This window comes from Aestuariivirga sp. (assembly GCF_037139295.1).
Taxonomy (GTDB): Bacteria; Pseudomonadota; Alphaproteobacteria; order Rhizobiales; family Aestuariivirgaceae; genus Aestuariivirga.
The window spans coordinates 1-13776 of the sequence record NZ_JBAXGR010000084.1; the positions used below are offsets into that span (position 1 = coordinate 1).

At 60.4% G+C, this 13776-nt stretch carries 15 protein-coding genes; 5 read left to right on the plus strand and 10 right to left on the minus strand.

Going from position 1 to position 13776, the window contains the following annotated elements; genetic code table 11:
• The 3 genes from WCJ41_RS16630 to WCJ41_RS16640 form a co-directional block, all read left to right on the plus strand.
• Positions 1-188: hypothetical protein (locus WCJ41_RS16630; RefSeq protein ID WP_336906956.1), on the plus strand; the 188-nt coding region annotated here is incomplete at its 5' end.
• A 16-nt stretch (positions 189-204) separates the two neighbouring features.
• Complete coding sequence (locus WCJ41_RS16635) at positions 205-999, plus strand: creatininase (RefSeq protein ID WP_336906957.1); 795 nt, start codon at positions 205-207, stop codon at positions 997-999.
• A complete protein-coding gene (locus WCJ41_RS16640) occupies positions 996-1691 on the plus strand; it encodes a DUF2848 family protein (RefSeq protein ID WP_336906958.1) in 696 nt (231 codons plus the stop codon). Before WCJ41_RS16635 ends, WCJ41_RS16640 begins: the two co-directional genes overlap by 4 nt.
• Here WCJ41_RS16640 and WCJ41_RS16645 read toward each other — a convergent pair.
• From WCJ41_RS16645 to WCJ41_RS16685, 9 genes are all read right to left on the minus strand, one after another.
• Positions 1680-2663 (minus strand): zinc-binding dehydrogenase, encoded by a 984-nt coding sequence (locus tag WCJ41_RS16645; protein ID WP_336906959.1) that lies wholly within the window; start codon positions 2661-2663, stop codon positions 1680-1682. The genes WCJ41_RS16640 and WCJ41_RS16645 overlap by 12 nt on opposite strands.
• Positions 2663-3646, minus strand: coding sequence for an agmatinase family protein (locus tag WCJ41_RS16650; RefSeq protein WP_336906960.1), 984 nt, complete (start codon positions 3644-3646; stop codon positions 2663-2665). Before WCJ41_RS16650 ends, WCJ41_RS16645 begins: the two co-directional genes overlap by 1 nt.
• 18 nt (positions 3647-3664) lie before the next feature.
• Positions 3665-4594: a polysaccharide deacetylase gene (locus WCJ41_RS16655; RefSeq protein WP_336906961.1), complete on the minus strand. Its 930-nt coding sequence runs from the start codon at positions 4592-4594 to the stop codon at positions 3665-3667.
• A gap of 13 nt (positions 4595-4607) precedes the next feature.
• The gene (locus tag WCJ41_RS16660; protein ID WP_336906962.1) at positions 4608-5207 is read right to left on the minus strand and encodes an urea carboxylase-associated family protein; all 600 of its coding nucleotides are present in this window, start codon (positions 5205-5207) and stop codon (positions 4608-4610) included.
• Positions 5194-6753, minus strand: a complete 1560-nt coding sequence (gene hutH / locus WCJ41_RS16665; protein WP_336906963.1) for a histidine ammonia-lyase — start codon at positions 6751-6753, stop codon at positions 5194-5196. The genes WCJ41_RS16660 and hutH overlap by 14 nt, the downstream gene beginning before the upstream one ends.
• Positions 6754-6756: 3 nt before the next feature.
• Positions 6757-7692 carry an ABC transporter permease gene (locus WCJ41_RS16670; protein ID WP_336906964.1) on the minus strand — a complete coding sequence of 312 codons (936 nt, stop codon included), beginning with the start codon at positions 7690-7692 and terminating at the stop codon, positions 6757-6759.
• Entirely contained in the window at positions 7685-8779 is a 1095-nt protein-coding gene (locus WCJ41_RS16675; RefSeq protein WP_336906965.1) for an ABC transporter permease, read from the minus strand. Before WCJ41_RS16675 ends, WCJ41_RS16670 begins: the two co-directional genes overlap by 8 nt.
• Positions 8779-10293: an ABC transporter ATP-binding protein gene (locus WCJ41_RS16680; RefSeq protein ID WP_336906966.1), complete on the minus strand. Its 1515-nt coding sequence runs from the start codon at positions 10291-10293 to the stop codon at positions 8779-8781. Before WCJ41_RS16680 ends, WCJ41_RS16675 begins: the two co-directional genes overlap by 1 nt.
• A 75-nt stretch (positions 10294-10368) precedes the next feature.
• Entirely contained in the window at positions 10369-11325 is a 957-nt protein-coding gene (locus WCJ41_RS16685) for a BMP family protein (RefSeq protein ID WP_336906967.1), read from the minus strand.
• Positions 11326-11454: 129 nt separating this feature from the next.
• Here WCJ41_RS16685 and WCJ41_RS16690 point away from each other — a divergent pair, with 129 nt between their 5' ends.
• Positions 11455-12372 carry a LysR family transcriptional regulator gene (locus tag WCJ41_RS16690; RefSeq protein WP_336906968.1) on the plus strand — a complete coding sequence of 306 codons (918 nt, stop codon included), beginning with the start codon at positions 11455-11457 and terminating at the stop codon, positions 12370-12372.
• A 61-nt stretch (positions 12373-12433) separates the two neighbouring features.
• Positions 12434-13324: an EamA family transporter gene (locus WCJ41_RS16695; RefSeq protein WP_336906969.1), complete on the plus strand. Its 891-nt coding sequence runs from the start codon at positions 12434-12436 to the stop codon at positions 13322-13324.
• A gap of 234 nt (positions 13325-13558) precedes the next feature.
• On the opposite strand, the gene WCJ41_RS16700 is transcribed toward WCJ41_RS16695, so the two are convergent.
• A partial coding sequence (locus WCJ41_RS16700) for a hypothetical protein (RefSeq protein WP_336906970.1) occupies positions 13559-13776 on the minus strand: 218 nt, incomplete at its 5' end.

Sequence of the window (13776 nt, forward strand, 5' to 3'; positions counted from 1 at the left end):
TGTATCGCTTGGCGCCCGGCACCCTGAATGCCCTGTCGATTGTCAAGCCTGAGACGGTGATCGGCTGGCATCGGCGAGGATTTCGGGCGTTCTGGCGCTGGAAATCCAGATCGACGGCAGGGCGGCCGAAGGTGCTGGCATTGACTCAGGCTGCCGCCGCCGGGCACACTCCCGGTGAACATCCATGAACAAGGCGGGCGATTGATGATAGCCGAGAGCGTATTGATGGCGGAGTTGAGCTGGCCCGAGTTTGCACGGCGCATCGAAGGTGGAGCGCCAGTGTTCATTCCGGTAGGTGCGACCGAGCAGCATGGCCGGCATCTGCCATTAGGCGTGGACGCAGTCATTCCGGGCTGGATCTGCGCGGAGGTGGCGAAGGAGTGCGGGGGGATGGTTGCGCCCGCCATCGCCTATGGCAATCGCTCGCAGCCTCGCTCCGGCGGCGGCCCGGCCTTCCCGGGGACCATCAACATCACCGCCGCGACCTTTGCCTGGCTGCTTCGCGACATCATTACCGAACTCTACCGCCACGGCGCACGGCACATGGTGGTAATCAACGGCCACTACGAGAATGTATGGCCCTCGGTCGAAGGAATAGAGCTGGCGCTTGACAGGATCGGCCGGGATCCGACGAGCGGCCTCAAGATCCTCCGCATCGACCATTGGGAACTGGTGAGGCCGGAGACATTGGCGCGCGTATTCCCCGATGGCTATCCCGGAATCGAGCTCGAGCATGCGAGCGTGATCGAAACCTCGATCATGCTGAAACTCCGCCCGGAACTCGTTGCACTGTCCGAGGCGCTAAACGATGGACCGGCTCGCTTCAAGCCCTATGACAGCTTCCCAGGGCTCGTGGCAGAAGTGCCGCCCTCGGGTGTCCTATCGGAAACCAGGGGCTCCTCCGCGGAGAAGGGAGAATGGCTGCTGGCAGACGTAGTTGAGCGCGTTCGGCGGGTGGTGAGCGAGGAGTTCGGCCAAGGGACTACGGGCGCCTCATGAACCTATCCTTTGAGACGCCGGATGGCCAGCGGATCACCCCCGTCATCGAACGGCTCATCCTGTCCGGCTTCGCCGGGAGGAACACGGAGGACGTCGAGCACCACATCGCAGAAATGGCGCGCCAGGGCGTTCCACGCCCGCCGCATATCCCCATGTTCTGGCCAGTGCTGCCGCATCTCCTCACACAGGGCCATGAGGTTGCCGTCTACGGCGACGAGACGACGCCCGAAGTCGAATATGTGCTCTTCACCTGGCGGAACGATCTGTATGTGACGCTTGGCAACGATCAGTGCGACATCGCGGTCGAGGCGCATGGATGGAGCGAGAGGTCAAAGAACCTCTGCCAAAAGACTGTAGCACAGCAGGCATGGCCCGTGGCCGATGTGCTGCCGCATTGGGATGAGCTGGGGTTGACTCTCACCTGCAACGGGGAAGTGCTTCAGGAGGATATGCTCTCGGCCCTCATCGAGCCGCGCACGTTGCTGGAGAAGGTCTCTGCCGCAGATGGATTACAGAACGGCGGGCGGATGGTCTTCTCGGGCACGATCGCCACAAAGGGGCAACTCCCGAAGCCACCATATAACGTTGCTATGCTCATTCGCGATCCCGTGCGGGACCGTGAGATCGCACATGCGTTCCGTGTCACGGCGCTCACGGCGCTGCATGGACTGGCATCGGGATCACCCGACTGAGAGCAGAAGCTTGCCGGATACCTGCCGCGTTTCCAACAATCGGTGGGCACGGCCTGCCTCCGCCAGTGGCGTGATGGCTGAAATCGGCATGCGCAGGCTTCCGTCCGAGAGATAGTCGATGATGTGCACGACGCCGCGTTGCCACTGTGCTGATCCGGGCCTTGCATGCAGAAATTCAAACCCAGCGAGGGACGTTGAGCGCTCATAGAGCTTGGCGCGAATGTCGAATTTGGGATAGCCCGCCGCCTCTCCGATATTGATCACGTGGCCGAAGGGCCGCAGCGCATCAAAGCTTCGCTCGAGGATATCGGCCCCAAGGGAATCGATGACGAGGTCCACGCCGCGCCCATCCGTCAGGCGCATTGCCTCGGCAACGAAGTCTTGTCGGGACCGGTCGATCACATGCTCGGCACCGAGGGAGAGCGGAATTTCCGACTTGGCCGCCGAGCCCACCGTGCCGATGACGCGTGCACCTTTAACACGCGCGAGTTGCGTCAGCATCAGGCCAACGGCCCCGCCGATTGCATGGATGAGAATTGTCTCATCCCGGTGAAGTTGATAGGCCGTATTGAGGAGATGCCACGCCGTGAGCGAAGATGCAGGGATCGCGGCGGCAAGGTCAAGGGAGAGGTCGTCCGGAATCGCCATGGCATATTCCGCGGGCACGACGCATTGCTCCGCATAGCCGCCGAGCATGCGAGGACCCGTGATGGCGGCGACCCTCTGGCCGATGCTGAGGCCACGAACCTCGTCTCCCACCGCATCGACGTAGCCCGAAACCTCAAGACCTATGATCGCCGGATAGGTGATGGGGTCGGGATAAATGCCTTGACGCTTCTGGATATCACCCCAGTTCACACCCGCATAGCACACCTTGATTCTAATTTCGTTACTGCGGGGCTGAGGTGCCGGGACCTCCTCCATTGAAAGGCAATCAATGTCGCCCGGCCCCGCGAGAACGAGAGCCTGCATCAGTCCCTGTCCCAGGAGCGGATGTTGTCAGCCTTTCGGGCGGCGAGGCAGAACACCGCTTCGACCATCAGCTTCGCCGCAAGCGTGGAAGTGTGGCCGGTTGCTGAGTCATAATCCGGAGATACCTCGACGACATCGAAACCGGAAAAGCCGCGCTCACAACCGAGTCTCACGCCGGTGATGATCTCGCGCGCAGTGAAGCCACCCGGTTCGATGCTGTTGGTACCAGGCGCATAGGCAGGATCGATCACGTCGATGTCGACGCTCACATAGGGCGGGTAACCATCAGGCGATACGATATCGAGGGCCTCCTTTACGACGGCCTCGATGCCTCGCTTTTCAACGACGCGGTCGGGATAGATGTTGATGCCGAGTTCACGTGCGAGCGGCGTCCATTCCGGCAGGTTGCGCGCGCCCTTGGGCCCGATGATCGCTACACGCCGGGGATCCACCTCCGGCAACTCGCAGATGCGCAGCACCGGCGAGGCGCGCGTCAGGCGGTCATTGTTGAAGCTCTCGGAGAGATCGAGATGCGTGTCGAAGAGCAGGAATCCCAATGGCCTCCTGCCATGGGACGCAACTGCCTTCACAGCGGGGTATGTGACGCCGTGGTCGCCGCCCATCATCATCGGAACGGCGCCGAGCTTCAGGATTTCCGCCATCCGTGCCTCAAGTCGACGGTAGCTTTCCACCGCATCGCCGGGCACAACATCGACGTCACCGCAATCGAATATCCTCGTATGGTCTTCAGCATTGAAGTCCCAGTCGAGGCTGTAGGACCCAAACAGAAGCGAGTATTTGCGGATCTCCTGCGGCGCCCGGCGGGTGGCGCCACCGCGGAAGGTGGCAATTCCGTCATAGGGCATGCCGATGACCACAGCGTCGGCAGGACCCGCCTTGGATATATCGCGGACGAAGGGACAGGCCATGAACGAGGGCACATCGCCATAGATCTTGGCAACGTCAGACGGTGATAGCGCCACGGTTTGCCTCCTACCCTGTCAGTGGCCGAGCTTGCGCAGCATGGTTGATGGCGGCGGTACGGGGATCTGGGGCTTGTCGTAGTAAGGCAGCTTGTCAACGCGAGCCTGATAGCTTCCCTCCTTGCGCAGCTTCTGCACATGCGCTGCAATGTCTTCCAGCCGTGCAAACCAAACGTCCCCCGTGTTCAGCATGTACTCGATCATCTTCTCAACGCGAAGCCAGCGCGACAGTCTTCCACTCACGAAGGGGTGCCAGACGCCGATCCATAGCCCGCCGCCGGAACTCCGCATCGCCTCGAACTCGGCCATGAACGTTTCCATCGCGCGGTCGGGCGACATGACCTGGAACATGTAGTTGAGGTCGATCGAATGAACATAGGGCGGCCAGTCGTCCAAAGCCCAACTGGACGGCAGTTCGACGATCTCGCCCTTGCCATTGTCGAGGATATAGGGAACATCGTCACCCATCAGCGATGAATCATAGAGGAATCCCTCCTCTACCAGCAGGTCCGTGGTATTGATCGAGTAGTTGTAAAGCGGTGAGCGGTTGCCTCGGGGCCGCTTGCCGGTGTGCTTCTCGATTACCGCGATTGAGCGCTGCATCCAGTAATGCTCCTCCTCGCGCGAGAGCTTGTTCGGTGCCTCATGGATGAAGCCGTGGAAACCTACCTCATGCCCGTCCTTCGCGATCGCCTCCACCGTGTCTGGATAGCGCTCGATGCACCAGGCCGGTACGAAGAAGGTTTGCTTCAAGCCGTAGCGGCGATAGGCTTCGAGGATGCGGGGCACGCCCACCTGCGGCCCGTATTGCAGCATGGAGATGGTGGAGACGCGGGTGATAGAATCGGCTGGATGCTCGACGTGGACAAGGCTGTCCGCATCCATATCGAAGGTGATGGCGACAGCAACTTTCGCGCCGTTGGGCCAGGGTACGGGGCGTCTGATCATGGCGTGTGCTCCTTCAGGAGATGACCTGGTAATGGGCCTCAACGGTCTTGCCCTTGTTGATAGGTAATATGTCCTGCGGGCACGCGGACATGGCGATGATGCAATCCATCGTGGCGCGCAGCACGACATAATCGCCTACCTTGGACACGGGCTCCCCCCAACTCGTCCGGCCCTGCTGGTCGACAGGGATGTTCATCCATAGGTTCAGAGGCGAAGGTACTTCCGGCGGCTCAAGACCTATCTGGCGCATGCCTGCGTAGAGGTTGTCAGTGCAGTTATCATGGAACTCCTTGCAGCCCAGCAGGCCGTAGCGATAGTCGTCGCAGGCGGCGAGAAGCGTGTCGTGGACGCCGGGAGATGTGTCCTCCTCAAAATGCAGGATGGCGCGGCGGCGATTGGTGATCAGGTCATTCCCCTTGGTGGGGAAAATGGTGCCGATGGTTGGGCGCATGTGCTCCATCGACATGAACTCATGAAGGTCCTCGGCACTGAATGCCCAGGTGTCGACCACCTGGTGACCGTGGGTGTTAATGATCTTGATAGCCTGGCCCTTGCCAAGGCGGCAGGCGCGACCCTTGCGCGCGGGAAGCGTGAAGATTTCAGAATTGGCCATGAGGTGTCTCCTTGTGTTGATCCGGGTGGGATGAGAGCGCCAGTTCAACGGGCAAAAGACTCCGTAGCTCACCCGAGAGAACGAATGCCTTCACGGCCGCGATGTCCGGTGCGAAGAATCTGTCTTGCGTGTATGCGGACGCCAATTCGCGGACACGGGCATGCACAGCCTCGAGAATGGTGCTGGACCGGAGGGGCCTACGAAACTCCATGCCTTGGCAGGCGGCGAGCAGCTCGATGCTCAAGATCGCGGCGACGTTGTCGGCCATGTCAGCGAGGCGGCGGGCTGCGAAGGTCGCCATGCTCACGAAGTCCTCATGATTGGCGGTAGTGGGAATGGAATCAACGGTTGCCGGATGCGCCAGTGACTTGTTCTCGCTGGCAAGTGCTGCCGCCGTCACCTGCGCCACCATGAAGCCTGAATCGAGCCCGGTCTCCGCGACCAGGAAGGCGGGTAGCCCACTGTGATGCGCATCGGTAAGAAGTGCGATCCGCCGCTCGGACATGGCACCAGTCTCGGCAAGCGCCAGCGCAATGCCGTCGCAGGCGAGACCGATGGGCTCGGCATGGAAGTTACCGCCATAGAGGATGTCGCCCGTGTCGGGGTCCACCATCGGGTTGTCGGTCCAACCATTGATCTCGGCGGTGATGATCGCCGCGGCATGGCGTAGCTGATCAAGGCAGGCACCCATCACCTGGGGCTGACAGCGCAGGCAATAGGGGTCCTGCAGGCGGCCAATGGATCCCTTGGAATCGCGAATGCCGCTTTCTGCCACCAGCGAACGGAAGAACGATGCAACGGCCATTTGCCCTGGCTGCCCCCGCGCGCGATGCAGGCGTGGGTCAAATGCCATGACATGCCCCTGCGCGGCCTCGAGGCTGAGGGCCCCGGCCACAAGTGCCGCCGCCAGCATGTCCTCCGCCGCAAAGAGCCCGTGCACGGCGAGCGAGGTTGACGCCTGCGTGCCATTCACCAGAGAGAGACCTTCCTTGGCAGCAAGCGTGAATGGCGTAAGGCCGGCCTCACGCAGCGCGTCGGCAGCGGGGCGGACCTTCCCACCCGCAAGCACGTCCCCAACGCCGATCAGCCCGGCAGCCATGTGAGCCATGGGCGCGAGATCGCCCGATGCGCCAACGGATCCCTTGCACGGGACGACGGGCGTGATGTCATGGTTGAGTAGCGCGAGAAGCGCATCCGCCAGTTCAGGCCTGGCGCCGGACAATCCGCTGGCGAGGCCAGATGCCTTCAGTAGCATCATGCGTCGTACATCCGCCCTGCGCATGGGCTCGCCTGTGCCCGCGGCGTTGGACAGAACGAGGCGCCGCTGCAACTCAGTCAGGTCCTCGGCGCCGATCATGTGTGACGAGAGGGTCCCGAAGCCAGTGTTGATGCCGTAGGTAGGCCGGCCCTGTGCAATCCGCTCCTCGACGATACGCCGCGTCTTCGCCATGGCGGCGCGCTGGCCAGGATCCAGTGAAACATGTGGCTCCGCGCGGTCAAAGCTGCGCAAGTCCGCGAGTGTAAGTTCTCCCGTTCCAAGCTTCATGGCCTAGGTCTTCGATTCACGGCGATAGGGCAGGCCCGTCGCGGCTGGTGGCTTCACGCGTCCATAGAGCCCCACGAGGGCGAGGATCGAGGCTACATACGGGAGTGCCGTGAAGATCTGGTAAGGCACAGAAGGGTTGGCAAACTGCAGGTTCAGCTGCAACGCATCACAGAAGCCGAAGAACCAGGACGCAAGCAGCGTGCCCACAGGGTCCCACCGGCCAAGAATGATGGCGGCCAGCGCGATGAAACCCTTGCCGGCGCTCATGTGCTCGGTGAATACGAAGACCTGCGAGACCACGATATAGGCGCCGCCCAGCCCCGCGAGCCCCCCGCTGATGACCGTGCACAAGAACCGCACGCGATAGACCGGAACACCCGCCGAGTCCGCTGCACCCGGATTTTCACCGGTCGCCCGGATCTCCAGCCCGAAGGCGCTGCGGTAGAGCAGCCAGTGGAGGAACGGCACCAAGAGGTAGAGTACATAGACGAGCGGATCCTGGTTGAAGAAGATCGGCCCCACGAAAGGGATCGCAGAGAGGCCGGGAATGGCCCAGGCGGTGAAGCCGGCCAGCGTCTTGGTCGTCGCATCGAGCCCAAAAATGAGCCGTGCCAAAAACGCCGTGAGCCCGAGTGCTACGAGATTGATGGCGATGCCCGCGACGATCTGGTTCACGTTGAGGCGAATGGACAGAACGGCCAGTATGGCGCCCCCGAACGCGCCTAAAAGAATGCCCACCATCACGCCAGCGACTGGGCTGCCTGTCAGAAACGTGCCCAACGCCGCACCGAAGGCACCCGACAGCATCATGCCCTCTATCCCTACATTGTAGACGCCGCTGCGCTCGCAGATGACGCCGCCGAGTGCTGCGAAGGCAATGGGTACCATCAGGCGCAGGCTGGTGCGCAGAACGTCCCCCAGGATCATCCAGTCAAGCATTCTTCTTCTCCACGGGCGTCAGTTGGTCGTCGAGTGCGCGGCGCTGCGCGAGGAGTTTCCCCCAGCGCGATTCACCAAACCGGATGGCGAGGCTTGCCGCCACGAATATCACCACGAGGCCCTGGATGGCATCGATCACCGTGCTGTCGACCCCGGATGCGCGCTGCATGAACTGTGCGCCCGATCGCAGGCCCGAGAAGAACAACGCCGCAATGGGAACAAGGATGGGATTTGCCCCCGCCATGAAGGCAACCACTATGCCGTCAAAACCATAGCCGGGGCTGAACATATGAAACAGTCGGTATTTGACGCCGAGGATTTCGAATGCGCCGCCCAGGCCCGCCAACGCGCCACCGAGCGCCATCGTCACCACCATCTGCCTCTGCACATGGATGCCCGCATATTTCGCCGCCTGGGGATTGCTTCCCACCGTCGTCAGCGCAAAACCAAAGGTCGTGTATTTAAGGACGAAAGCCAGGATCACGGCGAGTAGAACGCCTACAAGCGCGCCCGCATGGGCATCCGTCGGAAGCATGATGTGAGGCAGGAACAGAGAAGACGGAATCTCGGGCGAATAGGGATAGGGTGCCCCCTCCTCCATCATTGGGCCGCCGGCCGCATAACTCACAATGTTAATACCGACATAGTTGAGGAGCAACGTCACGATAACTTCGTTGATGCCCCGGTAGGCCTTGAGATAGCCGGCAATCGCGGCCCAGAACGCACCGCCGAGCGCACCCGCCAGCGCGCAAACGAGAAGGTGCAGCGGCCAGTAGAACTCTGGCAGGTAGAGGGCGGCAACGGCGCAGAACAATGCACCCATGTAGATCTGCCCTTCTGCTCCCACATTGAACAGACCGCCCCGCAGCGGAATGGCCACCGCGAGGCCCGCAAGCAGGATAGGCGAGAATTTCACCAGTGTGGCGCCAAATCCGTAATAGTCGAAGAACGCTCCTCCGAAGAGCGAAGCGTAAGCATACAGAGGATTGGCCCCCGCGGAGAGCATCAGAATGGAGCCGACAAGGAGCGCCAGCACAACTGCCCAGATGGTCTTGGTCACGAACAGGAACTGGACCACTCGCACCATCAAACTACCTCGCTCGCAACGCCAGCCATCAGTTCGCCGAGCCGCTCAGACGTTGCCTCATGCGGTAGCAGAGTGCCCGTGATCCGGCCGCGGTACATGACGCCGATGCGGTCTGCAATGTCCAGCACATGTTCAAGCTCTGTCGAGATGTAGAGGACCCCGACGCCGGAGGCCTTGAGCTCGAAGATCGTATTCTGCACGAACTCGATGGCACCAACGTCAAGCCCCTTGCAGGCCTGCATGATGACGAGGATCTTCGGCTTGGCCTCGATCTCGCGCGCCAGGATCACCTTCTGCTGGTTTCCGCCCGAGAGGAACCTTACAGGCTGCTGTGGCGACCTGAGCCGCACGTCATAGCGCTTTACGAGGTCAGCGGCGTTTCGGGCCATGTACTTGAAATCGAGCAGCCCGTGGCGCGAGGCCGGTTGACGATCATAGTCCCTCAAGATGAAGTTGGTGGCGACCGGATAATCGAGGACGAGACCCGTATGCTGCCGGTCCTCCGGTACAAATCCGATGCCCGCTTCATCCTTGCGTCTTTTCACATCGAGCGGCCCAATGTCATGCCCGCTGGCCATAATTTGCCCGCTGTCGAGCGGCCGGAGACCCGCGATCACTTCGCTCAGCTCGCGTTGACCGTTACCGTCCACACCGGTGATGCCGAACACTTCTCCGGCACGCAACTCGAAGCTCAGGGCGTCAAGCGCACGCACACCGCGATCATCGGTAGCAACGAGTTTTTCCGCCTTGAGTATGACCTCGCCAGGAGCGCTCTTCACGCGCTTGAGGTTCATAATGACATCGCGTCCCACCATGCGTTGGGCGAGCTCTCGGGGCGTTGTTTCAGCTGCGTCCACCTCGTCCGTTACTCTGCCGTGGCGCATCACCGTCACGCGGTCGGCCACATGCATCACCTCTTCGAGCTTGTGAGTGATAAATAGAATCGTGTGATTTTTTGCGCGCAATGTCTTGAGGCTCTCGAGGAATGAGCCGATCTCGCTCGGAGCCAGAACGCTCGTCGGCTCATCGAGGATCAGCACATCCGCCTTCCGATACAGCGCCTTGAGAATCTCCACTCGCTGGCGCATGCCCATGGGAAGCGTCCAGACCTCCGCGGCGGGTTCGATGTCGAAGCCAACGCTCTTTGCGAGTTCGCGGATGCGCTTTTCATGGGCTGCGAAGTCGACGCCGCGCAGGCCGCCCTCGAGACCGAGCACCACGTTCTCCGTCACCGTGAGCGAGTTCACCAGCATAAAGTGCTGGTGGATCATACCGATGCCATGCGAGATCGCGTCCGCTGGTGAGCTCATCCGCAGCGGCCGGCCATTGAGCAGGATCTGCCCCTCGTCAGGTTTGTAGAGCCCGTAGAGTATATTCATGAGGGTGGTTTTGCCGGCGCCGTTTTCGCCCAGGATCGCGTGAATGGCGCCCTTCGCTATGCGGATAGAAACGTCATCCAGCGCCCGGAAGGCACCGAATGACTTAGTGATCCGATCGATGACAATGTGATCCATCACATACGCCTGTTGCAACGCGGGAGGCGGGGAGAACCGTGGAGGTCTCCCCGCCCGCCCAAGCAGGTTGGTGGATCAGGGCTTCAACTCGCCAGACTTCATCTTTTCAGCCAGTGCCAGGACTTCCTTCTGCACGTCTTCAGGCACTGCCTTGTGGAAGGTGCCGATGCGGGCAGCCTCGGGCGTGCTGAGGTCGAAGTTATAGTTCTTGCCCTCGAGCTTTCCTTCCTGCGCAAGCTTGATGTAGTCGAGCATGGCACCCTTGATGTCGAAGATCGCTGACTGTAGCACCGTGTCCGGCCAGTCTGCGATGGCATCGTAATAGAGACCGAAGCCCCACACACCCTTCTCCTTGCATGCCTGCAGACTACCGATTACGGCATTGTCCATTGTCGGGAAAATGACGTCGGCGCCCTGTGAGATCTGGTTGAGCGCGGCTTCCTTGCCCTTGGCGATGTCGTCCCAGTCATTGGTGTAGGCGGTGAACACTTCCTTGCCGCCTGCCGCCTTGAAGCCTTCCTCATATGCGGTATTCAGATCCAGCGAGAACTTGATCTTCTGGCCACCAATCCATCCGGCTTTACCAGTCTTGGACATTTTTCCAGCAGTGTAACCCATGAGATAGCCAAACTGGCGGAAGTTGAAATCTGCCGAGGCGATATTGCCTTCGCCGATCTGTCCGTTGTTGACGATGAAGATTGTATCGGGATACTTGGCAGCGACCCGTTTGGCAGCGTCCTGGAACTCACCGCCGTGCCCGATCACCAACTTGTAACCGCGGCGTGCATAATCCGCCATGGCCTCGGCCTGATCCGCCTGGACCACCTTCTCACTGTAGGCCACTTCGATGCCCAACTTTTCCTTGGCCTGCATGATGCCTTCGTAGCCGGACTGGGTCCACGACTTGTCGGTAATGTTGCCCGGCATAACGATGGCAACCTTGAGCGGGTCCGCCGCTACAGCGGGGCCGAGAATGGCAAGTCCAGCCGCTGAGGTGCTAAGCGCGATCAAAGACCTTCTGCTGATATTCATGGCGTTCTCCCTAGGTTGCAGGCGCTAAATGCGCGATGATTGTAGAAAACTAGTGGATCTTAGTCTTGATCAGGAGATACTTGTCGTCGATATGAAAGAAATGAACTTTACTTCGGAGTTTCTTGAAGTATGCCGCGAGAATCCAAGGCGCAGATCACCCTCGACGGAGTAGACGTCAATCTATTGCGCGTGTTCTGCGTTATCGTCGAAAGCAACGGGTTCTCGGCCGCGCAGGCGCGCATGAACATTTCTGCCGCTTCGATATCGAGCAAGATGTCCGCGCTGGAGGAGAGGCTCGGCTTGCGTTTGTGTCAGCGGGGCCGTGCCGGTTTCGGACTGACGAGTGAAGGCCAGAAGGTTTATGAAGCGGCAACCAGGATCTTCAAGTCGCATATTGCCTTTATCCGTGAGGTGAGCCTACTGCGTGAGGAACTGACAGGCCGCCTGGATATTGGCATTGTCGACTCGACCGTGACCAATCCTGACATCGGCTTCTCCGAAGTCGTACGTCGCTTCAGCCACAAGCATCCGCAGGTACACATCGTCCTTCACGTGATGGAGCCACCGCAGATCGAGCGCAAGCTGCTTGACGGCAAGCTACAAATCGGAATTTCGGCTTTCTATCATCACGTGCCGGGCCTCCAGTATCAACCCATGATAGAGGAATTGCATCAGCTCTATTGTGCCCGCGGCCACGTCCTGTTCGATCGCGCCCCGGACCGCATCAACCCGGCGGAGCTCCGCGAATGCCGTTACGTGATTCGTAGCCATCTTCCCAGCAGCCTCGAACTTGCGAGTGACAGCGTGACGGGTGCTGCAACTGTTGCCGATATGGAGGCGATGGCCCACCTCGTACTCTCCGGCCAATTCATCGGTTTCCTGCCCATCCACTACGCCGGGGTGTGGACGGCAATCGACCGAATGCGTCCCATCCTCCCCGGCCGCTTCACCCACAAGTCGGCCTTCGAGATCGCCATTAACTCTGAACACCGCACAGACCGCATTACGGTCGCGTTCCTCGAGTTGATGCGACCCCAGACGCGATGAAACTCCTTCCATTTGTTCAGCCTTTTCGGAGTCGATCCTTTGATTTTTCGGAGTCCATCCTTTGATCGATGCCGTATTGTTCGGGTTTGTCGCTGCGGCATTTCTCGGCACCGCTGATTTCCTCGCCCGCTTCACCAGTCTCCGTTTAGGCCCCGCCGCCGCATTCACTTACGTCGTAGTTATCGGTTCGCTGCTGATGACGGCGTTCGTCTCCGTTTCCGGCGCCAAACTGACCTTCACAACCACGGGTCTCATGCTGTCGACCCTCCACGGCCTCAGCGTCGCAGGAATGTCTCTGATGCTCTACGCAGCTCTAGCCCGTGGCCCAATCAGCCTCGCGGTGCCGATTGTCGCCGCCCATCCCGTGCTGGTGCTGTTCTATGAGTTCGCCATCGGATCATCGTACCTGTCTCTCCAGCAGGGCCTCGCGGCTGGGCTGGTTATATTGGGCGTTGTTGCGGCCAGCCTACTGAGCTTGAATCACATTAAAGATCAGGGAGAGGAAAAAAACACTCACAGCAATACCCGCAGCTCGACAGGTGGCACGCTCCTGCTCGCTCTCGGCGCCTGCTTTGCCTATGCTTTTCTCATTATCAGCGGCCAATCCGCAGCGGCCGAGATGGGTCAGGTGGGTGCTGCATGGGTTGGACGGCTCACTAGCGCCCTCGTTCTCCTCCTTGCGCTTGGCGGCGGCCTGTTCCGTCTACCGAAGCCAGGAAACAGCCTGCTGCCGCTCGTTGTGCAAGGTGTGCTCGACACACTCGGCTACATCGCGCTGCTGGCTGGCGGCCTGACAGCTTTCCCGGGGATGACGGCCGTCATCGGCTCGACCTTCGGTTTCGTAACCATCATATTAGCCCGCCTCTTCATCGGCGAAAGACTCGGAACGATACAGTGGATCGCGATCTCACTCTCCTTCGCCGGCATTGCTTGGCTGGTGGGCAGCAGTTAACAGGCCGGTGGGCTTGCTTGAGAACGGCGGTGGAAAATTAGACCGTGAGTACGTCAGTCCGACTCCGGAGGCTTCACTGCTCCAGTCCTTGTCCGGCATCAGCGCTCCTGAAACACACCGGGTGACTTGAGGAAGGGAGGATTTCTGACTCATCGTAGCTCTGTCGTCGACCTCGTTGTAGACGAGTTCGGTCGGCGTGATGGCAAGATTCCAATGAGTACTTGGCCATCTCGCTCACCGGTCAGAACTTCGGCGCCACCTTTCCTTGAGCCATTCATCCCCCTGCCCCCGCCTCTCGGCCTGACGCCATGCTGCCTCCTCCTCCGGCGGCATCCTCCTCGAGACGTAGCGCCATGCCAGCGGCCACAGCACCTTCCCTAACTTGGCGCCGAATTCGATCCAGAAGGAGGGCCGCTGCGCCAAAGGGAACATCCCGTCTCGGAACTCAGGAA

Bases quoted from the DNA above. Each gene is read 5' to 3' on its own strand.
- WCJ41_RS16635 (WP_336906957.1), top strand. From the start codon at position 205: ATGATAGCCGAGAGCGTATTGATGGCGGAGTTGAGCTGGCCCGAGTTT.
- WCJ41_RS16640 (WP_336906958.1), top strand. From the start codon at position 996: ATGAACCTATCCTTTGAGACGCCGGATGGCCAGCGGATCACCCCCGTC.
- WCJ41_RS16645 (WP_336906959.1), bottom strand. From the start codon at position 2,663: ATGCAGGCTCTCGTTCTCGCGGGGCCGGGCGACATTGATTGCCTTTCA.
- WCJ41_RS16655 (WP_336906961.1), bottom strand. From the start codon at position 4,594: ATGATCAGACGCCCCGTACCCTGGCCCAACGGCGCGAAAGTTGCTGTC.
- WCJ41_RS16660 (WP_336906962.1), bottom strand. From the start codon at position 5,207: ATGGCCAATTCTGAAATCTTCACGCTTCCCGCGCGCAAGGGTCGCGCC.
- hutH (WP_336906963.1), bottom strand. From the start codon at position 6,753: ATGAAGCTTGGAACGGGAGAACTTACACTCGCGGACTTGCGCAGCTTT.
- WCJ41_RS16670 (WP_336906964.1), bottom strand. From the start codon at position 7,692: ATGCTTGACTGGATGATCCTGGGGGACGTTCTGCGCACCAGCCTGCGC.
- WCJ41_RS16675 (WP_336906965.1), bottom strand. From the start codon at position 8,779: ATGGTGCGAGTGGTCCAGTTCCTGTTCGTGACCAAGACCATCTGGGCA.
- WCJ41_RS16680 (WP_336906966.1), bottom strand. From the start codon at position 10,293: ATGGATCACATTGTCATCGATCGGATCACTAAGTCATTCGGTGCCTTC.
- WCJ41_RS16685 (WP_336906967.1), bottom strand. From the start codon at position 11,325: ATGAATATCAGCAGAAGGTCTTTGATCGCGCTTAGCACCTCAGCGGCT.
- WCJ41_RS16690 (WP_336906968.1), top strand. From the start codon at position 11,455: ATGCCGCGAGAATCCAAGGCGCAGATCACCCTCGACGGAGTAGACGTC.